Genomic DNA, 23,634 nt, shown 5'->3' on the forward strand with positions numbered 1-23,634 from the left:
TGAGAGCGGCAGAACACCGCGAACTGCCGGAATTCCCCGTATACCGAAGGTCCGCACTGCCGCCCGGACGACCGTGACGTGAGACTGGTCTCCTGGGTGTACATCCGCACAGGTAACGAACAGGTTCCCTGCGTCTGACTGCTCGGAAACCAGGCGAAGGCGACGGCAGAGACGACAGAGAATGAGGCAGGGAGGCGTCCGGGGCGTGGTGGCGGACAGGGGTGAGGGGACCGGACAGGACAGATCCGGCGCCAGAACGGGGCTCGCACAACAACTGAGGACACGCGAAGGCGTAGTCCTCGGGGCGTTGTGGCTGCTCGCAGGGGCGCTCGCCGCTCGCCAGGCCGCCGCCGTGCTCCGCATTCCCAGCCACGAACGCTTCGTCGACCTGTTCGCGTGGATCGGTGAGAACGGTGTCCTGCGTGTGCGGGGCTCGCTCTATGACGGAAGCGCGCCGTTCACGGGGACACCGTTCGCAGGGCTCGTACTGAAACCACTCACCCGCGCCGCCGAACAGGGGCTGGGCGTGGCATGGACGGTCGGCACGATGCTGCTGGTCGCCGCCGTCGGCGTGGTCGCGGCACGGGCGCTGCCCGGGCCCGTCTCGCGGCGCACCTCGCTGTTCGCCGTGCCTGTGGCGCTGAGCCTGCTCGCGTTGTCCATCCCGGTGCGCAACACGTTCCACCTCGGCCAGACCAGCATCCTGCCCGTGCTGCTCGTACTCGTCGGCTGGCTCCTCAGAGGCGAGGACAAGACGGGCCAGGGCAGGCAGGCCGGAGGCGTGCTGATCGGTGTTGCGGGCGCGCTCCAGCCCGCGACGCTGCTGTTCGTGCCGCTGCTGTGGCTGACCGGGCGGCGCCAGGCCGCGTTCGCTGGTGCGGGCACGTTCGCCGCCTGCTCGGTCGCCGCCTGGGCCGCGATGCCCGCGGACTCGTGGACGTACTGGGTGCGCCATGTCGTGGGCGCCGGCCTGGGTGACCCCGCCGACGCGACCGCCAACCAGTCGCTGCACGGAGCCCTCCTGCGCCTCGGGCTGCGCGGCCCCCTCGAAGTCACCCTGCTGCTCGTGCTGGTGGCGGGCATCACATGGCTCGCGATGCGCCGTGCCGTCCGTTACGCGCGTGACGGGCAGCTGCTGCTGGCCGCGGCCGTCGTGGGATGCGCCGCTGTCGCAGTGTCCCCGACAGCCTGGCAGCACCAGCTGCTGTGGGTGCTGCTTGCCGTGGTCGGACGGGTCGGCAGACGCAAGGCCGACCGGCTGGTGTGGCCGGTGTTCGTGACGCTGGTGCTGACCCTGGACGGCGACGCGCTGGTGCCGAAGGTGGCCGCCTTCGGCTTCCTGGGCGAGAACGCCGTACTACTGGCAGCGCTGCTGGCCGCCTGTGCCGTGCCATTCGTTTCGCGCGGCTCCCCGCTGTGGGACAGCCCCGCGTCCTCGGGCCCGCTCAGCCGCCCGAACCTGATGCTGGAACTGCTGCTGATCCGGGTCGGGTACTGGGCGTACTCGTATGTGCGGGGGCACGCACCGGACTCGCGGACGCTGGCCGAGGGACACGGGGACCAGATCCTCGGCGTGGAGAAGTTCCTGCACATCGACATCGAGCACACTGTCAACAAGCTCGCCGTAGACACGAGTTGGCTGCGCCACCTCTGCGACTCCTACTACACGACGTTCCACTTCCTGGTCCCGATCGCCCTGTTGGCGTGGCTCTACATGCGCAGAACCGCGCACTACAGGTCCGCGCGTACGGCGCTCAGCTTCGCCACCTTGCTGGGACTCGTCGGTTTCTGGCTCTACCCGCTGGCACCGCCGCGTCTGATGCCGGGCCTGGGCTACGTGGACACCGCACACGGCCCCCAGGACCCGTCGAAACCGGACTTCGGTGCCCTGACGGAACTGTCCAACCAGTACGCGGCGATGCCGTCGCTGCACGTCGGATGGTCCCTGTGGTGCGCCGTCGTGGTCTTCCAGATGACGAAGAAGCACTGGGCGCGCGCACTGGGCGCCCTCTACCCGCTGATGACGACGTTCGTCGTGCTGGCCACAGCCAACCACTACCTGCTGGACGCGGCCGGCGGTGTCCTCGTGGTGGCGACCGGGTTCGCCGCACAGAGGTGGGTCGCGCGGATACGTGACAGGCGGGAGACCCCGGGGGAGCAGGAGCCCGGGTCGGACGCCGGATCGCAGGTCGGCCCCGAACCCCACGCCCCCGCCGTCAGCCGTGCAGCTTCAGGCCCTTCGCCGCGCGGTCCACGGAGTTCCGGGGACCGTAAAGAGCCAGCCCCGCAAGAGTGAGCTTGTCCGCCTCCACGGCACGGACAGCGGCGCGGTTGTCGGCGTCGTGGTCAGTCGAGAACATCTCATCGGTGTAGACGGCCGTGGCGAGCCCACGGGAGAGGGCGCGGGCATGGGCCTTGGCCAGGGACTCGGCGTCCGCCGCGTAGCAGAGCACCGGTTCGCGGAACAGCGGCAGATAGCGGTTGTCCGAGGCGTCCTCGTAGGGCTCGCCGAGGATCTCGTCCGAGGCTGCGGTGATGCCGCTGGCGAGGAAAGCGGTGACGTTGAGCTTCTGCCAGTCGGCCAGGTCGGAACGGACGACGATGGCGATCTTCGTATCGAAACGCATGCGTGCACTGTCCCGCCATCCGTGGCGGCGGGCTTGAACGCTCGTGCGCCTGCGGGACGCGGGCCGGCGGAACGCGTGCCAACAAGCGTTGTCAGTGGCCGGTGGCAGACTGGCGTCATGACGGCAGACGTGCGGAGCGAAGAGGCGGAGACAGGGGACTGGGCGAGGTACTGGCGCGCTCCTGACCAGCCGCTTGAGGCCATGCGCGCCCATTTCACCGGCCATGTCTTCCACCGCCACAGTCACGACGCCTACTCCTTCGCCGTGACCGAGTCAGGCGCCCAGCGCTTCCGCTGCCGTGGCAGCGACCACACCAGCGGTGAGGGCATGGTGATGGCCTTCAACCCCGACGATCCGCACGACGGCGAGTCCGCCGTCGAGCACGGCTTCACCTACCGCATCGTGCATCTGGGCCCCGGGCTCGTACGGTCGGTGCTCACCGATGCCGCGGGAGCGGACGCGCCCATGCCGCTCTTTCCGCATCCGGTGCGCGAGGACCCTGTGCTGCGGCACGCACTGCTCGGCCTCTATGCCGCGCTGGTCGACGGCCCCGCGGCGGGCGGCCTCGTACGGGACGAGCGGCTGACCCGGACGGTGCTGGCCATGGTGCGGCGGGGCGCGCGCAACCCCGCGCTGAGGGCCTCCCCGCGTGCCGGGTCCGGGGCCGTACGGCGTGCCCGCGCGCTGCTGGAGGACGAGTGGGCCGAGGACATATCGGCGCAGCGTCTGGCCGATGCGGCAGGGTGCAGCCGCTTCGCGCTCTACCGTGCCTTCCGGGCCGAACTGGGGGTGGCGCCCAGCGAGTTCCAGCGGCAGCAGCGCCTGCGCGTGGCCCGCCGCGTCCTCGCACGCGGCGGTACGGCGGCGCGTGCGGCGGCCGAGTCCGGCTTTGCCGACCAGAGCCACCTGCACCGCTGGTTCGTCCGCTCGTACGGCATCACCCCCGGCACGTACGTCCGCGGCTGAGACGCGAACGTACGCGACGGAAGGGCGTACGGGCGGGGCCGCGGCGCGCACGTACCCGGCCGCTGCGCGGGCGGCACGCGTGCGAACAGACCGCGGACCGCCCGGGTACGGCCGGGCCCGGCGCCGCACGGAGCCGCCTGACGCGCAGCCGTCTCACGCGTAGTTGACGCGCAGCTCCTTGATGCCGTTGATCCAGGCGGACCGCAGGCGGCGTGGGGCGGAGCCGGCGAGGGAGATGTCCGGCATGAGGTCGGCGATGGCGTTGAAGATGAGGTTGATCTCCATCACGGCGAGGTTCTTGCCGAGGCAGAAGTGCGGGCCTCCGCCGCCGAAGCCGAGGTGGGGGTTGGGGTCGCGGGTGATGTCGAAGACGCCGGGGCTGTCGAAGACCTCCGGGTCGTAGTTGGCCGAGGAGTAGAAGATGCCCACGCGCTCGCCCGCCGAGATCTTCTGGCCGCCCAGCTCGGTGTCCTGGGTGGCGGTGCGCTGGAAGGAGACGATGGGCGTGGCCCAGCGCACGATCTCCTCGGCGGTCGTCCCGGGGCGTTCGCGCTTGAACAGCTCCCACTGGTCGGGGTGAGTGAGGAAGGCGTGCATACCGTGGCTGATGGCGTTGCGTGTGGTCTCGTTGCCGGCGACGGCCAGCAGGATCACGAAGAAGCCGAACTCGTCCGAGTTGAGGTTCCCTTCACCCTCGGCCGCCACGAGCTGGCTCACGATGTCTTTCGCGGGGCAGCTCTTGCGCTCCTCGGCCATGGTCATCGCGTACGAGACCAGTTCGGCGGCGGACTGGGTGCCGACCTCCTCGGTGATGGCGTACTCCGGATCGTCGTAGGCGACCATCTTGTTCGACCAGTCGAAGATCCTGGAGCGGTCCTCCTGGGGGACACCGATCAGCTCGGCGATGGCCTGGAGGGGGAGTTCGACGGCGATGTCGGTGACGAAGTCGCCGCTGCCTCCGGCCTTCGCGCTCTCGACGATACGGCCCGCGCGGTTGCGCAGGGTGTCCTCCAGGGCACGGATGGAACGGGGTGTGAATCCGCGCTGAACGATCTGACGGACCCGCGTGTGCTCGGGCGGGTCCATGTTCAGCATGATCAGCCTCTGGATGTCTATCTGTTCGCGCTCCATGTACTCGGCGAAGCGGATGACAGCGGTGTTGATGTTCGAGGAGTAGATCTCCGGGTGGGTGGAGACCTCCTTCACGTCCTCGTGGCGCGTCACCACCCAGTACCCGTCGTCTCCGAAACCCGCGAGACCGTGCGGCTGCTTGTTCCACCAGACGGGTGCCGTCTCGCGCAGCAGGGCGAACTCCGGGGCAGGTACGCGCTGTTCGTAGACGTCGGGGTCGGTGAAGTCGAACCCGTCTGGCAGCGCGGGGCAGGGGGACATCGCAGCTCCACTCCATGTCTGACGGCCCATCAGAATTGCCCCGAAGGTAGTAACGGGTTCTACAAGTGGCAAGGGTCACGGACGGAGATCTTGCGTGTGAAGTGTGTGCCGGACTCATGCAAGCCCCTTGCGCGGTGGGCGCCCGGCTCATAAGACTGTTTCAAGAACTAGAACGCGTACTAGTTGGGCTGGAGAGGACGACTCATGGCCGCCGAACCCGTCATCGTCGAAGCAGTACGCACTCCCATCGGCAAGCGCGGTGGCGCGCTGGCGAACCTGCATCCCGCCTATCTACTGGGGGAGACCTACCGCGAGCTTCTCGGCCGCACGGGCATACACGCCGACTGCGTCGAGCAGGTCGTCGGTGGCACGGTCACCCACGCCGGCGAGCAGTCCATGAACCCCGCGCGCAACGCCTGGCTCGCGATGGGCCTCCCCTACGAGACCGCCGCGACGACCGTCGACTGCCAGTGCGGTTCCTCGCAGCAGGCGAACCACATGGTGGCCAACATGGTCGCCGCGGGCGTCATCGACGTCGGCATCGGCTGCGGTGTCGAGGCGATGTCCCGCGTGCCGCTGGGCAGTGGCTCCAAGCACGGGCCCGGCAAGCCGTGGCCCGACGAGTGGAACGTCGACCTCCCGAACCAGTTCGAGGCGGCCGAACGCATCGCCCGGGAGCGGGGCCTGTCCCGCGAACGGGTCGACTCCCTCGGCCTGCTCTCGCAGGAGCGTGCCGCCATCGCCTGGTCCGAAGAGCGCTTCAAACGCGAGACGTTCGCCGTGCAGGTGCCCACGACCGAGGAGGAACAGGCCACAGGGCAGGGCATGTGGCGCCATGTCGACCGCGACGAGGGACTGCGGGACACGACCATGGAGGGGCTCGCAGGGCTGAAGCCCGTCATGCCCACGGCAGTGCACACGGCGGGCAACTCCTCGCAGATCTCGGACGGAGCCAGCGCCGTGATGTGGGCCTCCAAGCGGATGGCCAGAGCGCTCAAACTGCGGCCCCGCGCCCGGATCGTGGCGCAGGCGCTCGTGGGGGCCGACCCCCACTTCCACCTGGACGGTCCGATCGACGCCACCCGCGCGGTGCTCGGCAAGTCCGGGATGTCGCTCAAGGACATCGACCTCATCGAGATCAACGAGGCGTTCGCCTCCGTCGTGCTCTCCTGGGCGCAGGTCTTCGAGCAGGACCTGGAGAAGGTCAACGTCAACGGAGGGGCCATCGCGCTGGGTCACCCGGTGGGGGCTTCCGGCGCACGGCTGATCACGACGGCGCTGCACGAACTGGAGCGGCGCGACAAGGAGTTCGCACTCATCACGATGTGCGCGGGGGGCGCGCTGTCCACCGCTACGATCCTCCAGCGTCTCTAACGTGCGCTAGCAGGTCAGGGCGTGGCCCGGCCGTAGTACGCGTCCTCCCCGGCGCGGAGAGAATTACGGCCCCGGCCCGATTTGGTACAGGCCAAAGTCCGGGCGTGGTACGGCAGTTGACCGTTCAGGAGTCGAGGTAGCGCAGGACCGCCAGCACCCGGCGGCTGTAGCCCACGGACGTGGGAACACCCAGCTTGGCGAAGGCCGCGTTGGCGAGCTTTTCGACGGCGCTCAGCGAGATGTGCAGGTGCTCGGCGATGGCGGCGTTGGTGTGGCCCCGCGCCATGGTGGCGAGGACATCGTGCTCGCGCGGAGTGAGCCGCTGGGCGAGGAGGCGGCGCACCACCTCGGGGTCGAGCGCCGTGTGGCCGGCGCCCACACGCTCCAGCGCCTCCAGGAATTCGTCCACCTGCGCGACACGGTCCTTGAGGAGATAGCCGACGCCGCCCGCGGCCGAGGACAACAACTCGGAGGCGTAGCGGCGCTCCACGTACTGCGACAGCACAAGCACACCCGTCTCCGGCCACCGGACGCGGATCGTGAGCGCGGCCCGTAGTCCCTCGTCCGTGTGAGTCGGTGGCATGCGGACATCGACGACGGCGACATCGGGCGGGTCGGCGGCGACCGCGGCGAGCAGCGCTTCCGCGTCACCCAGCGTGGCCGTCACCTCGTGGCCCTCGTCGCCGAGAAGGCGGGCGAGGCCCTCGCGCAGCAGCGTCGAGTCGTCGGCGAGCATCACCCGCACGGCAGCTCCGCCGTGACGCGGGTGGGCCCGCCGACGGGGCTGCTCAGGGCGAGCCGTCCGTCGAGCGCGGCCACCCTGCGGGAGAGCCCGAGCAGCCCCGTGCCGGTACCGTCAGCGCCGCCGTGTCCGTCGTCCTCGATCGTCACGGTCACCACGGTCCCACGTTCGGGTGAGGTCACGCGCAGGGCGATACGGGAGGCGTGGGCGTGCTTGACCGCGTTGGTGACGGCCTCGGCCGCGACGAAGTAGGCCACCGTCCGTACCGTCGGCGGGGGTTCGGCCGCGAGGTCGACGGTGAGATCGAGGACGAGCGCAGCCGTGCCCAGTCGTTCGGTGAGGGTCTCCAGGGCGGCGCCGAGGCCCCCGTTGTCCAGGGATGCCGGGTAGACGCGCCAGGCGACATCCCGCAGTTCGGACAGCGCCTCCTGGGACTCCTCGTGTGCCTGCCGCAGCAGCGCCTCCGACTTCTCCGCCGGCTCCGGCGTCCCGGAAGCGCGACGGGCGCGCGCCAGTAGCAGGGCGAGTGCGACAAGGCGCTGCTGCACACCGTCGTGGAGGTCGCGTTCGATGCGGCGCCGCTCTTCGTGCACCGCTTCGACCACGCCCGCGCGGGTAGCGGCCAGCTCGCCGATGCGGCGTTCGAGGACCTCCCGGCCGCTGGGGCCGAGCCAACGGCGGCCGAGGTGCACCTCGACGAGCGCCACTCCGTAGACGCCCTGGAGGGCGAGGAACAGCAGAAACAGACCACCACAGGCGGACAGCAGAACGTCGACCGGGTTGTCGAGCCGCGCCAGCACGAACCAGCCCCACACCAGGAAGGACGCCGAGACGGCACCCGCCACGGTGGCGACCAGCACGGCGGCGCCGAGCAGCGCGGGCCCGAGGCGCAGCGCGAGATACGCCATGGCACGGCGCGACTCCCTCGGTACCGGGCCCAGCCGCGTGCCGTAGAAGGCGGCGATACGGCGGCGCTCCATCTCCACCAAGGGCCGGGCACCCGTACGCGCCCGGCGCCACACCGCGGCCACAAGCAGCAGGAGGCATGCCCCGAGTGCGGAGACAGTGCCAAGGAGGAGGCCGAGCACGGCCCATGACCAGCGGTGGAGCGTCGTACGCATGAGCGCTCACGCTAATACGGGAGCCCTGCGCCACGTAGTGCGGGAAACCGTACGGTTTCGTAGGGCGGTCCGGATTCCGGGAGGAGCGGAAGGTCTCTTACCGTTTACCGCATGATCGTCAACCTCGTTTCCGTTTCCGCCGCTTCGGCGTCGTCCGACGAGCCCCAGCTCGGCGGCGTCGCCGGATGGGCCGCCGGGCTGATGGAGTCGCTCGGCGCCGTCGGCGCCGGAATCGCCATCGCTCTGGAGAACCTCTTCCCGCCCCTCCCGAGCGAGGTCATCCTGCCGCTCGCCGGGTTCACAGCCAGCAAGGGCAGCCTGAGCATCGTCGCGGTCCTCATCTGGACGACCGTCGGTTCCGTCGTCGGCGCGCTCGCGCTCTACGGCGTCGGCGCCGTACTCGGCCGCGACCGCACCGTCGCGCTCGCCAACCGCATACCGCTGGTCAAGGCTTCCGACATCGAGAAGACGGAGAAGTGGTTCGCGAAGCATGGCACCAAGGCCGTCTTCTTCGGCCGTATGATCCCGATCTTCCGCAGCATGATCTCGGTGCCGGCGGGCGTCGAACGGATGCCGCTGCCCGTCTTCCTCGGGCTGACGACGCTGGGCAGCGCGATCTGGAACGCGATCTTCGTTTTCGCCGGTTACGGGCTCGGTGCCCGCTGGCAGCAGGTCACCGACATCGTCTCGATGTACTCGAAGGGAGTGCTCGGCATCGTCGCGCTCGCCCTCGTCGTCTTCCTCGCCTTCCGCCTCACACGCGGTACCGGTACCCGGCGGAGCCGGACGCGCTCCCGCCGCCGCGACTGATCGCTCGACGCCTCGCGACGCGCCGGCTGCTCTCGCGATGCGCCGACCACCCCTGCGATGCGCCGGTCGCCCGCGCCGATGCGGCGGCTGCTCTCGCGATCGCCCCGCCAATCGCATGGTCCGTTCAACGGGGGACGCGACGTCAATGCGGCGCACACCGGGACAGATATCTACGGTCCGGGCAGTGTGCTGGGGGAGTTGTGGGGGCAGTTGCGACGTGTGCGTTTCCCGAACCCGGGCTCGGGGTCGGACGCGCACCGTCCGTGACCGGCGACGAGGAGGAGACGCGGCGCGTGAAGGCGTGGAACCGGGAGAAGGAACGGAAGTTCGGCCGGAGTTGGCCGATGGGAGCGGACGACGCGGAGCGCTCACGCATGACGATCAGGGTGTCGCGCGACAGCGGACGTACGTACGGGCCCGTCATCGTGGTCAGTCCACGCAAGGATGTGCCCCCGCAGAACGACTCGTCCCGCCTGCCGGACTGCACCTGCCCGCGCTGCGTCGCCCCCTGAACCGGCGCCACCCGGCGGCGTGTTGGCCGGTGCGGGTGGTGCGAAGCGTGCGTCGGCGGGGGTGAAGCGTTCGAGCGATGGTCACCGCACGAGGAAGAAGGTTCCCTCGCGCCCCCGCCGTGGCTACGCGACGACTGCCGGACCGTCCGGTGTGGCTGTACGTGCCGGCGCGGGACGGGCGCCGCAGGTCAGGCCCTCGGGCTCGCGTCATCCCGCGCAGAGGACACCGGAGGGGCGGGACGTGTCCGCTGCGCGGGCGGGGCCGACCGTGGGGGTGGAGTCCTTGCTTCCGCCGGGCCGGGCGGCGTCTCCTGCCGGGTCGCCGCGCTCATCAGCGTCTTGGCCGCCGTGCGCGCGTGGCGTGCGGGCGCGGGGGAGTCGGTGATCGAGGCCGTGCTCATGGCGCCGTCGAGCAGCACGGCCAACTGGTCGGCCAGCCAGTCCGGTTCCTCGGCACCGGTCTCGTGCGTGAGATCGCGGAGGTAGGTGCGTACGGCTGACTTGTGGTCCCGCACGGCCTCGGCGACGGCGTGCGAGTCGGCCCCCAACTCGCCGAACGCGTTGATGAAGGCGCAGCCGTGGAAGTCCGGGCCGTCGAACCAGTCGTAGAGCCAGTCGAAGACCGCGAGGACCCGGTCGCCGGGGTCGACGAACCGGGCGACGTGCTCCTCCAGTGCGGTGCGCGCCCATCTGTCACGGCGGCGCAGATACGCCTCGACCAGTGCGCCCTTGGACGGAAAGCACTGGTAGATGCGCTTGAGGGAGACGCCGGAGGCGTCCCTGATGCGGTCCATCCCCACGGCCTGCACGCCGTGTTCGTAGAAGAGGGCGTCCGCGGCGCTCAGCACGCGGCTCTCGGTGGTCACTTCGGCGTTCATTCAGTCCCGTTCTCCACAGGGGTTGAGAACCATCGTTCTCTACGTTACTCTCCTTTCGATGTCGAGAACGCACGTTCTCGCATGCGGGGGGCACGGGGGAACGGGGGATCAATGACATGTCGAGGGATGGAACCGCACGATGTACAGGCTGGGTTGGGCTGCTCGGCGCAGCCTTGCTCGCGGCCACGGTCTTCGTGGGGGTGCAGGACGCGACCGGTGCGCAAGTGACCGGGGAGGCGGCGGTGATCGAGTCGAAGATGGGCCCGAAGGCGGCCCTGAAGGCGGCGCAACCGGCGTGCGGTACGGGCGGAGTTGGCGCGGAACCCGACGGGAGCCGTGCCAACCGGCAGTCCGGGAAGTCCGGCGAACGGCCCGTCGGCACCCATGGCTGCCGTGACGCCGTCCGTCCCCTCTATGCGGCATCGCCCCTCCGTACGGCGACCGGCATGACCTCGGGTGGCCTCAAGCCCCGCTCGAAAGGCCGGCTGACGCCGGAGGAGAAACACATACACACCGGCTGCCTCCTCTCCGAGGAGGGGGACGCCGCCGGCGGTGCTCTGCCCAGCGCGGACCGGGCCGCCGCGCCCCGCTTCCGGGCGGGTGACGCGACGCGGATGAGCACGTCACCGGCGACGAGAGCGAAGACCTTGGCCATGCGGACCACCGCGCGGTAGGCGCCCGAATCCACCTCTGGCGTGGATGCGGCCCGCCGCTTCGTGGCGGCCCCGCGTTCCTGCTCCTCGGGGGAGAGCAGGAACGCGGGGATCGAAAGCAAGCAATATCCCTTCGCTTTCGGTGAAAACGCAGCCGATCCGCTCTTGGTGGAAGATTCCTGCCCCAACTCCCCTGGTGATTGCCGGTGTTTGCCTCCCCGGAGTGAGAGGCAAATCCGGCAATGGGATGGGGTATGTATGACCGTCACGGAGTTTGTCCGGCCGAATGCACTGTCATGCGCCGCGCCTCAAGGGCTGGCCCCGGGCAACGGCGCGCCGGCGGGTGAAGCGATCTATCAACGCCTGCTCAATGACCGCATCATTTTCCTCGGCAAGGAAATCGACGACGAGATCGCCAACAGCGTCACGGCTCAGATGCTGACACTGGCAGCAGACCCGGAAAAGGACATCTACCTCTACATCAACTCGCCAGGCGGCTCGGCCATGGCCGGCATGGCGGTGTACGACACGATGCAGTACATCCGGAACGACGTGGTGACCATCGCCATGGGATTCTGCGCATCAATGGGGCAGTTTCTCCTGACGGCGGGCGCTCCGGGGAAAAGGTTCGCACTTCCGCACACCAGGATGCTGATGCACCAGCCCTCCGCTGGACTTGCGGGATCAGCGACCGATGTAAAGATCTACGCCGAACAACTCAGGCAGACCAAGCGAGAAATGGCGGAACTGATCGCCCTGCATTCTGGTCAGACGCCGGAGACCATCACCAAGGATGCCGACCGGGACCGTTGGTTCACTCCGAAAGAAGCCAAGGAGTACGGCCTTATCGACGACATCATGTCCAGCGCCGATGCGGGAGGCGCGTCCGTCTAGCACGTCGTTCTAGCGAGGGCTCGGGCTCGGGCTCGGGGACGGCTGTTCCGGGAACGCGGGAGAGGCGTCGAAGGCAGCCCGGCGGGTGGCGCGGCGCAGTGCGCGCAGCACCGTGCCGCCCAGGGTCAGGGTGAGGACGACCGTCAGGAGGGCGCGGGGGATGTCCCAGCCGAGAGAGGTGGCGAGTACGTACGTGAGAAAGCGGGAGAGATTCTCGTGGAGCGGGTCGCCCGGCACGAACGAGATACCGGAGCCGAGCCCAGCGATATAGGGCCAGCCCTGGAGGTTCATCACGAGTCCGTAGAGCAGAGCTGACAGGGCGCCGTAGCCGGCCAGCAGTACGAGTTCGCGGCGTCCGCGCAGGGCGGAGGGCGCGGGAAGCAGCCCGGCGCCCATGGACACCCACCCCATGGTGAGCATCTGGAACGGCATCCAGGGCCCTACCCCGCCCGTGAGCAGGGCGCCCGCGAACATGGAGAGGGCGCCGAGTACGAAGCCGAAGCCCGGCCCCAGGACCCGGCCCGACAGGACCATCAAGAAGAACATCGGCTCAAGCCCCGCCGTGCCGGCCCCCAGCGGGCGCAGTGCTGCGCCGGCGGCGGCGAGAACACCCAGCATCGCGACGGCCTTCGCGTCCATACCCGTGTCGGAGATGGTCGCCAGCGCCACGGCGAGAAGGAGAGGGAGGAGAGCGGCGAAGAGCCAGGGGGCGTCCTGGGAGTGGGCCAGGCCGGAGGTCGCGTCCGCGAGAAGGGGCCAGGCGAAGGCCACGACGCCCGTCGCGGAGGTCAGCGCCAGGGCCACGAGGGAGCGGGGGCCCAGGCGGATGGCCTTGGTGGGTCGCGCGGGCGCCGTCATAGCGCTGCCTTCACTTGGCTGACGGTCAGCCACTGCTGGGGGGCGAGGATCTTGGCGGTCTGAGGAGCGTAGGCAGGAGAGGAGGTGATGACCTCGGCGGTGGGGCCGTCGGCCACAGGTTCCCCCTGGGCGAGGATGATCACGCGGTGGGCGATCTCCGCGGCCAACTCGACATCGTGGGTGGCCAGCACGATGGCGTGGCCGTCTGCCGCGAGTTCGCGCAGGAGCGTGACCAGGCGGGCCTTGGCCGCGTAGTCCAGGCCGCGCGTCGGCTCGTCCAGGAGCAGCAGGGGCGGCCGGGCGGTGAGGATGATCGCCAGCGCGAGGGCGAGGCGTTGGCCCTCGGACAGATCACGGGGGTGGGTGGTGTCCGGAATATCGGGGAGCAGTTGGGAGACCAGCGTGCGGCAGGTTCCCGGTTCGGCTCCGGTGTCCGCGTCGGCCGACTCGCACTCGCGGGCGACGGTGTCGGCGTAGAGCAGATCGCGGGGTTCCTGGGGCACGAGACCGACGTGCCGCAGGAGTTCGGCCGGGCGCGTGCGGTGGGGAGGGCTGCCGCCGACGGTGACCTGGCCCGAGGTGGGCCTGTGCATGCCGACGAGGGTGTTGAGCAGTGTGGACTTGCCCGCGCCGTTGCGGCCCATGAGGGCGATGGTCTCGCCCGGGTTCAGGGTGAGCGTCACCTCATGGAGTGCGGTGATGCGGTCCCGGACGAGGCTGAGGCGCCTGGTCTCCGCGAGGGGCGCGGCCGGCACGCCTGTGCGGGGTGCGCCTGGCACGCCTGTTGTACCTGCTGCGTCTGTGCTCGCGCCTGTGTCTGTCGTGGGGTGGAGGGTGCCGGTGGGGGCCGGGGTGTGGGTGGCCAGGCGTTCGCGGAGGGGCTGGGCCTTGCGGCGCGCGTCGCGTACGGAGAGGGGCAGGGGGGACCAGCCGGCGAGCCGGCCCAGTTCGACGACGGGGGGCTGGACGGGGGAGACGGCCAACAGCTCGGCGGGATCGCCCAGTTGGGCGGGGGCGCCGGGGGAGGGGAGGAGCAGCACTTTGTCGGCGTACTGCACCACGCGTTCGAGGCGGTGCTCGGCCATCAGCACGGTGGTGCCCAGATCGTGCACCAGGCGCTGGACGACGGCCAGCACCTCCTCGGCAGCGGGCGGATCGAGCGCGGACGTCGGCTCGTCCAGAACCAGGACCTTGGGGTGCGGCGTGAGTACGGAACCGATCGCCACCCGCTGCTGCTGGCCGCCGGAGAGGGTGGCGATGGGGCGGTCGCGCAGCTCGTTGAGGCCGAGGAGGTCCAGGGCCTCTTCGACACGGCGGCGCATGGTGCCAGGAGGGAGGCCGAGAGATTCCATGCCGTAGGCGAGTTCGTCCTCGACCGTGTCGGTGACGAAGTGGGCCAGAGGGTCCTGGCCCACCGTGCCCACCACGTCGGCGAGTTCGCGGGGCTTGTGGGTGCGGGTGTCACGGCCGGCGACCGTCACCCTGCCGTGGAGGGTGCCGCCCGTGAAGTGCGGAACCAGGCCGGAGACCGTGCCCAGAAGGGTGCTCTTGCCCGCGCCGCTGGGGCCGATCAGGAGGCACAGTTCGCCTTCCGGGATGGCGGCTTCCACGGCGTGGAGGACCGGGTGCGCGGAGTCCTCGTAGGTGACCGTGACGCTGTCGAAGGTGATCACTGTGTGGGCTCCTGGTCGTGGGGTTCTCCCCTGTCCTGCTGCGCCCGGTGGAGAGGGGTGTGTCTCCAGGGGGAGGGCTTCCGCTTCTTCCACGGGGTATGTCTCGATGCTTCCCCGTGTGCGGAGCGGGAGGCTCCGGGGCGCGGTGCCGGCTCCTCTCCGGGCTCCTGCCGGACGGCCCCGCTCTTCTGCCGGACGTCGGCGGCGCCCCTGCGCGCCGCCGAGCCCGCGCCTCCGGGGAAGGGGGCGGTCCCGGGGGAGGGGGCGGTCCCGGTGGGCGGGGCGGGTGGAGCGGGCGCCACGAAGGCGGGGAGGAGGCCCAGGAGGGTGGCGGCAGCCGGCCACAGCGGGAACGGTGGCGGGTTCAGGGGAATCGCCGGGGGGTGGAGCGCGGCGGGGTAATTGCCGGCAGCGTTGATCATGAAGGCGGCCACGGCGGCGCCCGAGGCGGAGACGAGCCAGGCGCGCGCGCCCCAACGGTCGGGCCGGTACCGGGTGCGGGCCGCCCGCTTGCCGCCCAACCACAGTCCGCCCAGCGCGAGAACGAGCCCCGCCAGCAGTACCGGCAACCCGAACCCCGCGCCCTCGGCCGCCAGCAGCCCGTACGTACCCGCGCACACACCCAGCAGGCCACCGAGCGTGAGCGCCGTCGTGGTGTGCCGTACGGCGGGCGGCACATGTGCGGTACGGCCGTAGCCGCGCGCGTCCATGGCGGCGGCCAGCGCGACCGAACGTTCCAGCGCGCCCTCCAGCACCGGAAGCCCCACCTGCAGCAGGCCGCGCAGACCCCGGTCCGCGCGCCCCCGCAGCCGGCGGGCGGCGCGCAGGCGACGTACGTCGGCGACGAGGTTCGGCGCGAACGTCATCGCCACCACCACCGCGACCCCTGCCTCGTACAGCGCCCCCGGCAGGGACTTGAGCAGGCGCGCGGGGTTGGCGAGCGCGTTGGCCGCGCCGACGCAGATGAGAAGTGTGGCCAGTTTCAGGCCGTCGTAGAGCGCGAAGAGCATGCCCTCGGCCGTCACCCGACCCCCTATCCGTACGCCCTTCGCCCAGTCGGGGAGCGGGACTTCGGGCAGGTCCGCGAGCACATGGGTGCCGGGGATGGGGGAGCCGAGGAAGAACGCGAAGACGAGGCGGATGGCGAGCACGAGCAGGCCGAGCTTGAGGAACGCGCCGTACGAGCGTGCCCAGGGCGCGTCCGTACGGCGTACGGCGACGACATAGCCCGCCACCGCGATCAGCAGCGCCAGAAGCAGGGGGTTGGTGGTGCGGGAGGCGGCGGTGGCCAGGCCGAGTGCCCAGAGCCACCAGGCGCCCGGATGCAGAGCGCCGCTCCGGGTCGAGAGCGGCGCTCTTCTTGTGAGCAGTGCTCTCGGCGAGAGCGGGGCTCTCTCTTTGAGCAGTGCTCTCGTTTCGGGCGGTGCTCCGTTTGTGAGCGGTGCTCTCGGAGTGGAGCGGTGCATCCTTACTGCTTTCGGCGGCGGGCCTGCCAGAGGGCCGCGGCGCCGAGTACGGCCACGGCGGCGATGCCCGCCGTGACGCCCAGGCCACTCGACATGGTGCCGCCGTCCCCGCCGTCCCCGTTGTCGCCGCTGTCCTTCGCGGCAGAGTCGGAGTCCTGCTGCTTGCCGCCGTCGCCGTTGTCGGCGACCTGTTCGCCGCAGCCCCTGGCGGGGTAGCCGTCGATGGCGCACAGCAGTGAATCGGAGCTGTAGCGCAGGGGCTTGGCGACGGAGGCGAGGGCTTCGCCGGCCGAGGCGTCCTCGTTGACGCGGGCGCACGCGGTGCGGGGCTCCGGCGGGGCCTCCCTCTTGCCGGAACCGGTCTTCGGCGCGTCGGTGCGGGTGCCGAAGTCGAGGCGGAGGGCGATGCGTTTGGTGCCGGCCTTCTTGGGGGTGCCGGCGCACGTGGCGGCGAACTTCGTTGTGCCGCGGGGCTTCTTGGCGTTCTTGGAGTCCTCGCTGAGGGCGAAGCGGAAGCCGAGGGTGTCGCCGTCGTCCGGGCGATGGGTCGCGGGGCCCTCGGTGGCGTACGACCAGGTGTCGGCGCCGTGGTCCTTCTGGGTCCAGAAGGACCAGTAGCGGTAGCCGCCGTCCGCCGTGTCTGCCGTGTGCGCCGTGCCCGCAGCGTGCGCCGTGCCCGTCATGCTCGCAGTCCCCGCAGCGTGCGCTGCGCCCGCAGCGTGCGCCGCGGGGACTGTCAGGGTGGTGAGGGCCGTGGAGGTTGCGAGGGTCAGTACGGCCAGTACCAGGGTCAGGGCGAGGGCCGGCGTGCGGCTCGGTGTGGGGGGAAGCGCCGCCGCTGCGGCGCGGGGGCGGGTACGGGCACGGATACGGGTAGAGGTGGGGACCCGAACGCGGGTGCTGGCGCAGGCGCGGGGGGAGGGGCTCACAGCTGCTGCCTCTTTCGGCGACCGCTCATGAGGATGCCGAAGCCCGCTCCGACCGCGAGGCCCACGATGATGAAGGCCCATACGGGGATGGTGCCGCCATCGTCGTCGGACTTCTGCTTGTCCGACTCGGGCATCTCGGCGGGCGCTGGGCCCGTCTTGTTGAGGCGGGTGAGGAGGTTGGTGCCCGCGAGCTTCGTGGGGTCGTTGCCGGTGGCGCGGGAGGCGAGCATGAGGGTGCTGATGGCGGCGGGATCGTTCTTGGCCTTGTCCCACTTGTTCAGGTTCTTGCCCAGCCACGTGAGGGACTTGTCGGCTTCCGTGCGGTGGCCGCCCGCAGCGAGGGCGATGACGGCGTCGGCGGTGTTCGCGTAGTCCGGCTGCTGCTCGTCGGAACCCGGCAGCACCGTGGTGAAGTGCCCGCCGTTCCGCTTGAGCGCGGAGGCGACGTACGCGGCTCCGGCGTCCGCCGCGTCGCGCGGGTTCTTCAGGCTGTCAGCGCCGGCGTCCTCGCCCGTCGCGCACTTGAGCGGTTTCAGCGGAACGCTCTTCTTGTCCCGGTCCAGCGGCTTGCTCAGGATGCCCTCGCCGAGGCCGGCGAGCGCTGCGGCGGATGAAGCGTCGTTGTTCGGGGTGAGGCGGTCCTTCTTGTCGGGCTGATAGGCGAAGGCGCCCTCGTCACCCTTCGCGTCCTCGATGCCCTTGGCGCCGCAGGTGAGCTGGAAGGAGAGCAGTGCCTCGTACGCCGACCTGCCGTTGGTGGTGGTCTTCTCCGGGTCCTGGTCCATGGCGCGCAGGGCGCCGATGGCGAGGGAGGTGGAGTTCGCGTCGGAGGGGCTGCCCGGGGCGTAACCCCAACCGCCGTCCTTGTTCTGCACCGTCTTGAGCCAGTCCACAGCCTTGCCGACCTGCGCCCCCCGGCCGCCGACGGCGGCGAGGGCCTGAGCCGCCATGGTGGTGGCGTTGATGTCGGCCGGCGCCTTCTTGGGGTCGCACGGGGCCGAGGCGTCGGCGCGGTAGGCGGCGAAGGAGCCGTCGTCGCACTGCTGCCCGGTGAGCCAGTCGACGGCCTTTTTCGCCGGTACGGCGCCCGCGCCGTCGAGCGCGAGCAGCGCGAGGGACTGGCGCCATACGCCGTCGTACTTCGGGTCGCCCCTGCCGTACAGCGCCTCGGGCAGCTTGGCCGTCCTGTCCGTCTTCGCCGTCTTGGCCGGGGTGGATGCGGCTGAGGCGGCGGATGCCACAGGGGCCGACGTGACGCAAAGCACGGTTGCGGCGGCGAGAGCCGTGGCGCAGCGGCGGCGGCGCGGTGACATTGCGGTGCCTTTCGATGACGGAAGCGGACCGAACCGTGCACGGCCGCTCCGCCACACGGGGAGTCCCGTCAGGCGATGCACCGGGCTCGGCTCCGTATACCTCGACGGTGCCGGTGGCCTCGCCCGTCACCATCAAGGCGACGGGAACAGGCCACACGAGCCTCCCTCCGGCCAGGTGCTCCGGCTCACGGATGCCTCGGCGGCGCCGCGTACGGGGCGTCCGTACGGGCGGCGGGGCGGTCCGCTCACGGTTGCGGGTCAGCGCCGGAATCGCACCGGCTTCCCCCGGTCGGAGGGGTGACTGTCTTCATGTATGCCGACCACCATAGCCCGCGCGTGTCCACCCTCTTCCGGGCAGTGGCCCGCCGGGGAGCGCAGGGGTGTCCGGCGGGCCACTCACGAGGCTGGCTCGCGCGCCCTTACGCGGCCAGCTTGCGCGGCCTTACGCGGCCAGCTCGCGCGGCCCACTGGCCCGGGGGTCACCGGGCACGGGCCCCGTACGCCGCTCACTGGCGCAGGCCGCCACCGGGGGTCGCCTCTTGGGCCGCCGTCGGTCACGGGCCGGGTCCTGGGCGCGGTCCCGATCGCTCAGGTGTCGGTCGCCTGGTAGGTCACGGGGTCGCTGTCCGGAACGGGTTCGGCGTGGCCGAGCTTGACGAGGCGGCGCAGGTGGGCCTCGGCCTCGGAGACGGCGATGTTGCGGGAGCCATAGGGGATGTCGGCCCAGGGGCGGTTCCACTGCATGGACTCGGCGAGCTGCCAGGGGGTGAGAGACCGTTCCGAGAGCAGTGCTCTCAAATCGGAGAGGCGCTCTGCGTGGTGAGCGGTGAGCTCGTTGACGCGGCCTTCGGCGTCGTCGAAGGCGTACTGGTGCGCCGGCAGCACCTCGGCGGGCCGCAGCCTGCCTATGCGTTCGAGGGAGTCGAGGTAGTCGCCGAGCGGATCGGTGACCTCGTCGCTGTCCGGGTCCTCGTAGAGACCGATGTGCGGGGTGATGGTGGGGAGGAGGTGGTCGCCGGAGAACAGCCGTCCATGGCCGCCCCGTTCGCGCCCTGCACCGGACTCCTGCCCGAGCCCTGCCCGGGTCTCCTGCCCGAGCGCCGCGCCGGACTTCTGCCCGAGCGCCGCGCCGGACCGCGCAGCCGCGCCCGGGTGCCGTTCCTCCAGGTGCAGACATACATGTCCCGGTGTGTGGCCCGGGGTCCAGATGGCGCGCAGGCGGCGTCCGGGGAGCGGGAGCAGCGCGCCCGGTTCGATCTCGCGGTCGGGCAGCGCGGCACGCGAGCCCGGCAGCGTGCCCCCGCGCCCCTCGGCGAGGGCCTTGCGCAGCGGTGCCGTATGCGATTCGGGTGCGCCCGCGGCGGCGAGCTTTTCCGCGAGGTAACCCATCCAGCGGGCCGTGTCGGTGCTGCGCGTGCGGCGTACGACGGCGGCGTCGGCGGCGTGCATCGCGATCCACGCGCCGGACTCCTCCCGTACGCGTGCCGAGAGCCCGTGGTGGTCGGGGTGGTGGTGGGTGACGAGCACACCGTGGAGCGCGGCCACGGAGGTACCGCAGGCGGCGAGCCCTTCGACGAGGGTCTGCCAGGAGTCGGGGTCGTCCCAACCGGTGTCGATCAGCACGGGGCCCGCGTCGGTGTCGAGGAGATGAACGAGGGTGTGACCGAGCGGATTGTCCGGAATGGGTACAGGAATGCTCCAGACCCCGCCGCCGTGATCCCTGACCTGTGGTGCGTTCGTCATGCGCGGCGGCTCCCCGGCTCGGTGCAACGAGTCTCGTTGGCACGGGCATTGTTCCCTAGAACTAGAACTGGTACTAGTTCTGATGCACTATCAGATGAGCGGTAGGCGAGTGTCAGGCGTCACAGCCCGCGCGGCGGGCGGCGCCGACCGCGGGAGAGGCAGGCTCATGACGGAGCACACAGGCGTCGAGTACGTGGAGCACCAACAGCTCTACATCGGCGGTACGTTGACCGACCCTGCGGGCGAGGACACCATCGAGGTCGTCTCCCCGCACACCGAACAGCCCATCGGCCGCGTCCCGCACGCCGCACGCGAGGACGTCGACAAGGCGGTGGCGGGGGCGCGGCGTGCCTTCGACTCCGGCGTTTGGGCCGACCGCCCGCTGGCCGAGCGGATCGAGGTCGTCACCCGTATCAAGGACGCGTTCGCTGTCCGCAGCGAGGAGATCGCCAGGGTCATCAGCGCCGAGAACGGTACGCCCTACACCTCGGGCGTCATGGTGCAGTCCCTCGCCGCGATGATGGTGTGGGACTCGGCGCTCAAGATCGCGGCCGATTTCCCCTACGAGGAGCGCAGGGCGGGCGCGCTCGGGCCACTGCTGCTGCGGCGCGAGCCCGTTGGCGTGGTGGCGGGCGTGGTGCCGTGGAACGTTCCGCAGTTCACGGCGGCTGCGAAGCTCGCGCCCGCGCTGCTGTCGGGCTGCTCCGCCATTCTGAAGGTGTCCCCCGAGACGCCGCTGGACGCCTACATCCTCGCGGAGATCGCCACCGAGGCCGGTCTGCCCGAGGGCGTGCTGTCGATCCTCCCGGCCGGACGGGAGGTCAGCGAGTACCTGGTCGGGCACCCTGGCGTCGACAAGGTCTCCTTCACCGGTTCCGTCGCAGCGGGCAAGCGCGTCATGGAGGTCGCGGCGCGCAACCTGACGCGGGTGACCCTCGAACTGGGCGGCAAGTCGGCCGCCGTCATCCTGCCCGACGCCGACCTGGACGCGGCCGTGGCCGGAATCACGCCCTTCGCGTGGATGATCAACGGTCAGGCGTGCGTGGCCCAGACCCGCATCCTCGCCCCGCGCAGCCACTACGACGAGATCGCGGAACGTTTCAAGGCCGCTGCGGACGCGCTCGTCGTCGGCGACCCGCTCGACCCCGCGACGGAGGTCGGCCCCCTCGTGGCCGAGCGGCAACGGCAGCGCTCCCTCGACTACATCGCGATCGGCCAGGAGGAGGGCGCCAAGGTGCTCTCGGGCGGCGGCAGGCCGGAGGCCATGGCGAAGGGCTGGTACGTCGAACCCACCCTCTTCGGCGAGGTGGACAACAGCATGCGCGTGGCCCGCGAGGAGATCTTCGGCCCCGTCATCTGCCTCCTGCCCTACGAGGACGAGAACGAGGCCGTCCGCATCGCCAACGACTCCGACTACGGCCTCTCAGGCAGCGTCTGGACCGCCGACACCGAACGCGGTATCGACGTCGCCCGCCGGGTCCGCACCGGAACGTACTCGGTCAACACCTTCAGCCTCGACATGCTCGGCCCCTTCGGCGGCTACAAGGACTCAGGCGTCGGGCGGGAGTTCGGGCCCGAGGGGTACGGGGAATTCTTCGAGCACAAGATGATCCACCTCCCGGCGGGGAGCTGAGGCGTATGGGCGACCGTTGGCACGTCGAGGTCGACAGGGATGTCTGCATCGGATCCGGCATGTGTGTGGCGGCGGCGGCTGAGGACTTCCGCCTCGACGGTGCACGCCAGTCCCACCCGGTCGCGCCCGACCGCGACCCTTCCGAGGCGGTGCTCGCTGCGGCCGAGGGCTGCCCGGTCGAGGCCATCTCCATCACCCTCGCGGAGACGGGGGAGGCGGTGTTCCCACCGGAGGAGTGACGGTTCCTGCCGGAGGGTGCGTTCCTTGGAGGAGCGCGCCACGGCGGAGGGACGAGGGGCCCGTCGGAGGAGTGAGGGGCCGCCATGGAAATGAGGGGTCCGGTGGAGGGATGAGGGGTCGGCGCCTGCGCCGTTGGGCGGAGGCGGCGATTCCATGATCACTCCTTGAGGTCGACCCGGAACGTCAGCAGGTTCGTGCCAACGGCCCGTACGGCCGCGCTGTTGAACCGCGGCAGGCTCAACAGCCGTACGCGCGGGTCGTCCTGCGGTACCGCGTGCGCCGTACCCGCGTGCCAGCGCCCCCGCAACCTGACGCGCACGCGCGGATCGGCCTGGATGTTCCGTACGTACTGCGACTTCTCGCCGTACTCGGAGACGAACCAGAACTCGTTCCCCGTACGCCGCCCGCCGATGGGGGTGCGCCGGGGCAACCTCGACTTCCGGCCCGTCGTCTCCAGCAGCGTCTGGCCGGGCACCCGCCGCAGCACGGGGTTGAGAACCCTGCGCTGGAACGCGGTGACGGCCCGGAACTTGGTCTCGCGGTAACCCGTCATGCGGTCTCCCGTCTTCCGCTGCGTCTTCCCCTGAGTATTCCGCTACGTCTTCCGTCCCGTCTTACGGCACGTGCGTCTGCGGCTCCTTGTCGTTCCCTCCACCTGTTGCGTCTTCCGCGACCTGTGGACCTGGCATGGTACGCGGCGCCGCTGACGGTGCGGGTGACACGGGCGACCGTGCCGTAGCGGGAGCGCGACTGATCGTGTCGGCGACGTGCGGGAGAGGAGATATCCGGGGGAGGGGGGACGTGCGCGGGAGGGTGAGGTGCGGGAGGAGGGGGAGGCGGAATGGCGTTGCCGTGCCGGGTTGCGGGCGGTAGGAACAGGTGCATGACTGCTCTCGGTGCTGTGTTCAGGCCCCAACTTGCTCCCGAACGGCTGCGTGACGTCGCCCGCGTGGCGGAGGACGCGGGGCTGGACGAACTCTGGCTGTGGGAGGACTGCTTCTTCGAGAGCGGTATCGCCACCGCGTCGGCGGCGCTCGCATGGACCGAACGGTTGCGCGTCGGCGTGGGACTCCTCCCCGTGCCCCTGCGCAACGTCGCGATGACCACCATGGAGACCGCCACCCTCCACCGGCTCTTCCCGGGGCGCTTCGCCGTCGGGCTCGGACACGGCGTGCAGGACTGGATGGGGCAGGTCGGCGCGCGCGTCGACTCGCCTGTCACGCTGCTGCGCGAACATCTGACCGCCATGCGCGCCCTGTTGCGCGGTGAGCGGGTCACCGTGGACGGGCGGTACGTGAAACTGGACGATGTCGCCCTGGACTGGCCCCCGTTGGGTGACGCGGCAGCGCGCGGCGTGTTCGCCGGCGCGCGTGGGCCCCGCTCGCTACGGCTCAGCGGCGAGGCGGCGGACGGCACCGTGCTGGATGCCCATGCCTCCGTCGAACGCCTACGCGCCGCGCGCCTCCTCATCGACGAAGGCCGCGCGGCGGCGGGACGTACCGATCCCCACGAGATCGTCCTCTACCTTCACGCGGCGACCGGCCCCGACGCCGAGGACCGCCTGCGCCGCGAACGTGTACGCGAGGGGTACGCCCCCCGACACCGACCTCGGCGTCGCCGGGGACGCCGAGACCGTTGCCGCGGCCGTGCGGCGGGTCGTCGAGGCGGGAGCCGACACGGTCGTCCTCCAGCCAACCGCCGACGAACCCGACCCCGAAGGGTTCGTACGCTTCACCGCCGAACAGGTCGGCCCGCTGGTCAGTTGATCCTGCGGGGGCGGGGCTGCACGGGGGCGGGGCTGCACGGGTCG

20 protein-coding genes, 2 pseudogenes and 1 riboswitch are annotated in these 23,634 nt (G+C 70.6%); of the genes and pseudogenes, 10 read left to right on the forward strand and 12 right to left on the reverse strand.

What is annotated here, in order from left to right:
* Positions 1 to 181 precede the first annotated feature (181 nt).
* The gene (locus NMN56_RS01600) at positions 182 to 2,296 is read left to right on the forward strand and encodes a bifunctional glycosyltransferase 87/phosphatase PAP2 family protein (RefSeq protein ID WP_274039669.1); all 2,115 of its coding nucleotides are present in this window, start codon (positions 182 to 184) and stop codon (positions 2,294 to 2,296) included.
* Here NMN56_RS01600 and NMN56_RS01605 read toward each other — a convergent pair.
* Positions 2,217 to 2,627, reverse strand: coding sequence for a DUF2000 family protein (locus tag NMN56_RS01605; RefSeq protein ID WP_274039668.1), 411 nt, complete (start codon positions 2,625 to 2,627; stop codon positions 2,217 to 2,219). The genes NMN56_RS01600 and NMN56_RS01605 overlap by 80 nt on opposite strands.
* 117 nt (positions 2,628 to 2,744) lie before the next feature.
* Between NMN56_RS01605 and NMN56_RS01610 the strand changes: the two genes are divergently transcribed.
* Entirely contained in the window at positions 2,745 to 3,593 is an 849-nt protein-coding gene (locus NMN56_RS01610) for an AraC family transcriptional regulator (RefSeq protein ID WP_274039667.1), read from the forward strand.
* 153 nt (positions 3,594 to 3,746) lie between these two features.
* On the opposite strand, the gene NMN56_RS01615 is transcribed toward NMN56_RS01610, so the two are convergent.
* Positions 3,747 to 4,985 (reverse strand): cytochrome P450, encoded by a 1,239-nt coding sequence (locus NMN56_RS01615; RefSeq protein WP_274039666.1) that lies wholly within the window; start codon positions 4,983 to 4,985, stop codon positions 3,747 to 3,749.
* Positions 4,986 to 5,189: 204 nt separating this feature from the next.
* Here NMN56_RS01615 and NMN56_RS01620 point away from each other — a divergent pair, with 204 nt between their 5' ends.
* The gene (locus tag NMN56_RS01620) at positions 5,190 to 6,359 is read left to right on the forward strand and encodes a steroid 3-ketoacyl-CoA thiolase (protein ID WP_274039665.1); all 1,170 of its coding nucleotides are present in this window, start codon (positions 5,190 to 5,192) and stop codon (positions 6,357 to 6,359) included.
* Between the two features lie 124 nt (positions 6,360 to 6,483).
* On the opposite strand, the gene NMN56_RS01625 is transcribed toward NMN56_RS01620, so the two are convergent.
* Entirely contained in the window at positions 6,484 to 7,095 is a 612-nt protein-coding gene (locus NMN56_RS01625) for a response regulator (RefSeq protein WP_274039982.1), read from the reverse strand.
* Entirely contained in the window at positions 7,095 to 8,222 is a 1,128-nt protein-coding gene (locus NMN56_RS01630; RefSeq protein ID WP_274039664.1) for a sensor histidine kinase, read from the reverse strand. The genes NMN56_RS01625 and NMN56_RS01630 overlap by 1 nt, the downstream gene beginning before the upstream one ends.
* A gap of 111 nt (positions 8,223 to 8,333) precedes the next feature.
* Here NMN56_RS01630 and NMN56_RS01635 point away from each other — a divergent pair, with 111 nt between their 5' ends.
* Entirely contained in the window at positions 8,334 to 9,032 is a 699-nt protein-coding gene (locus tag NMN56_RS01635; RefSeq protein WP_430542440.1) for a DedA family protein, read from the forward strand.
* Between the two features lie 263 nt (positions 9,033 to 9,295).
* Positions 9,296 to 9,544: a hypothetical protein gene (locus tag NMN56_RS01640; protein ID WP_274039663.1), complete on the forward strand. Its 249-nt coding sequence runs from the start codon at positions 9,296 to 9,298 to the stop codon at positions 9,542 to 9,544.
* 308 nt (positions 9,545 to 9,852) lie between these two features.
* On the opposite strand, the pseudogene NMN56_RS01645 reads toward NMN56_RS01640, so the two are convergent.
* Positions 9,853 to 10,422: pseudogene (locus NMN56_RS01645) on the reverse strand (TetR/AcrR family transcriptional regulator); the annotation flags it as partial.
* Between the two features lie 242 nt (positions 10,423 to 10,664).
* Between NMN56_RS01645 and NMN56_RS01650 the strand changes: the two are divergent.
* Positions 10,665 to 11,096, forward strand: coding sequence for a hypothetical protein (locus tag NMN56_RS01650; protein WP_280842613.1), 432 nt, complete (start codon positions 10,665 to 10,667; stop codon positions 11,094 to 11,096).
* Positions 11,097 to 11,333: 237 nt separating this feature from the next.
* Positions 11,334 to 11,969, forward strand: coding sequence for a ClpP family protease (locus NMN56_RS01655; protein WP_274039661.1), 636 nt, complete (start codon positions 11,334 to 11,336; stop codon positions 11,967 to 11,969).
* A gap of 9 nt (positions 11,970 to 11,978) precedes the next feature.
* On the opposite strand, the gene NMN56_RS01660 is transcribed toward NMN56_RS01655, so the two are convergent.
* The 6 genes from NMN56_RS01660 to NMN56_RS01685 all read right to left on the reverse strand — a co-directional run bounded on the left by NMN56_RS01660 (position 11,979) and on the right by NMN56_RS01685 (position 19,951).
* Entirely contained in the window at positions 11,979 to 12,827 is an 849-nt protein-coding gene (locus NMN56_RS01660) for an ECF transporter S component (protein WP_274039660.1), read from the reverse strand.
* A complete protein-coding gene (locus tag NMN56_RS01665; RefSeq protein ID WP_274039659.1) occupies positions 12,824 to 14,500 on the reverse strand; it encodes an ABC transporter ATP-binding protein in 1,677 nt (558 codons plus the stop codon). The genes NMN56_RS01660 and NMN56_RS01665 overlap by 4 nt, the downstream gene beginning before the upstream one ends.
* Positions 14,497 to 15,966 (reverse strand): CbiQ family ECF transporter T component, encoded by a 1,470-nt coding sequence (locus tag NMN56_RS01670; RefSeq protein WP_430542441.1) that lies wholly within the window; start codon positions 15,964 to 15,966, stop codon positions 14,497 to 14,499. Before NMN56_RS01670 ends, NMN56_RS01665 begins: the two co-directional genes overlap by 4 nt.
* A gap of 2 nt (positions 15,967 to 15,968) precedes the next feature.
* Complete coding sequence (locus tag NMN56_RS01675) at positions 15,969 to 16,649, reverse strand: SCO2322 family protein (protein WP_274039979.1); 681 nt, start codon at positions 16,647 to 16,649, stop codon at positions 15,969 to 15,971.
* Positions 16,650 to 16,891: 242 nt separating this feature from the next.
* On the reverse strand, positions 16,892 to 18,208 hold the full coding sequence (locus tag NMN56_RS01680; protein WP_274039658.1) for an SCO2321 family membrane protein: 1,317 nt from the start codon (positions 18,206 to 18,208) through the stop codon (positions 16,892 to 16,894).
* 218 nt (positions 18,209 to 18,426) lie between these two features.
* Positions 18,427 to 18,551: riboswitch (cobalamin riboswitch) on the reverse strand.
* A 245-nt stretch (positions 18,552 to 18,796) separates the two neighbouring features.
* Positions 18,797 to 19,951 carry an MBL fold metallo-hydrolase gene (locus NMN56_RS01685; RefSeq protein ID WP_274039657.1) on the reverse strand — a complete coding sequence of 385 codons (1,155 nt, stop codon included), beginning with the start codon at positions 19,949 to 19,951 and terminating at the stop codon, positions 18,797 to 18,799.
* Positions 19,952 to 20,117: 166 nt separating this feature from the next.
* Between NMN56_RS01685 and NMN56_RS01690 the strand changes: the two genes are divergently transcribed.
* Together NMN56_RS01690 and NMN56_RS01695 are read left to right on the forward strand one after the other, a co-directional pair.
* Positions 20,118 to 21,584: an aldehyde dehydrogenase gene (locus NMN56_RS01690; RefSeq protein ID WP_274039656.1), complete on the forward strand. Its 1,467-nt coding sequence runs from the start codon at positions 20,118 to 20,120 to the stop codon at positions 21,582 to 21,584.
* 5 nt (positions 21,585 to 21,589) lie between these two features.
* Positions 21,590 to 21,823: a ferredoxin gene (locus tag NMN56_RS01695; RefSeq protein WP_274039655.1), complete on the forward strand. Its 234-nt coding sequence runs from the start codon at positions 21,590 to 21,592 to the stop codon at positions 21,821 to 21,823.
* 158 nt (positions 21,824 to 21,981) lie between these two features.
* Here NMN56_RS01695 and NMN56_RS01700 read toward each other — a convergent pair whose 3' ends face one another.
* Positions 21,982 to 22,377, reverse strand: coding sequence for a nitroreductase/quinone reductase family protein (locus NMN56_RS01700; protein WP_274039654.1), 396 nt, complete (start codon positions 22,375 to 22,377; stop codon positions 21,982 to 21,984).
* Positions 22,378 to 22,707: 330 nt separating this feature from the next.
* Between NMN56_RS01700 and NMN56_RS01705 the strand changes: the two are divergent.
* Positions 22,708 to 23,590: pseudogene (locus NMN56_RS01705) on the forward strand (LLM class flavin-dependent oxidoreductase).
* The last annotated feature ends 44 nt before the right edge of the window (positions 23,591 to 23,634 follow it).

This window comes from Streptomyces iconiensis (genome assembly GCF_028657195.3).
Lineage (GTDB): Bacteria > Actinomycetota > Actinomycetes > Streptomycetales > Streptomycetaceae > Streptomyces > Streptomyces iconiensis.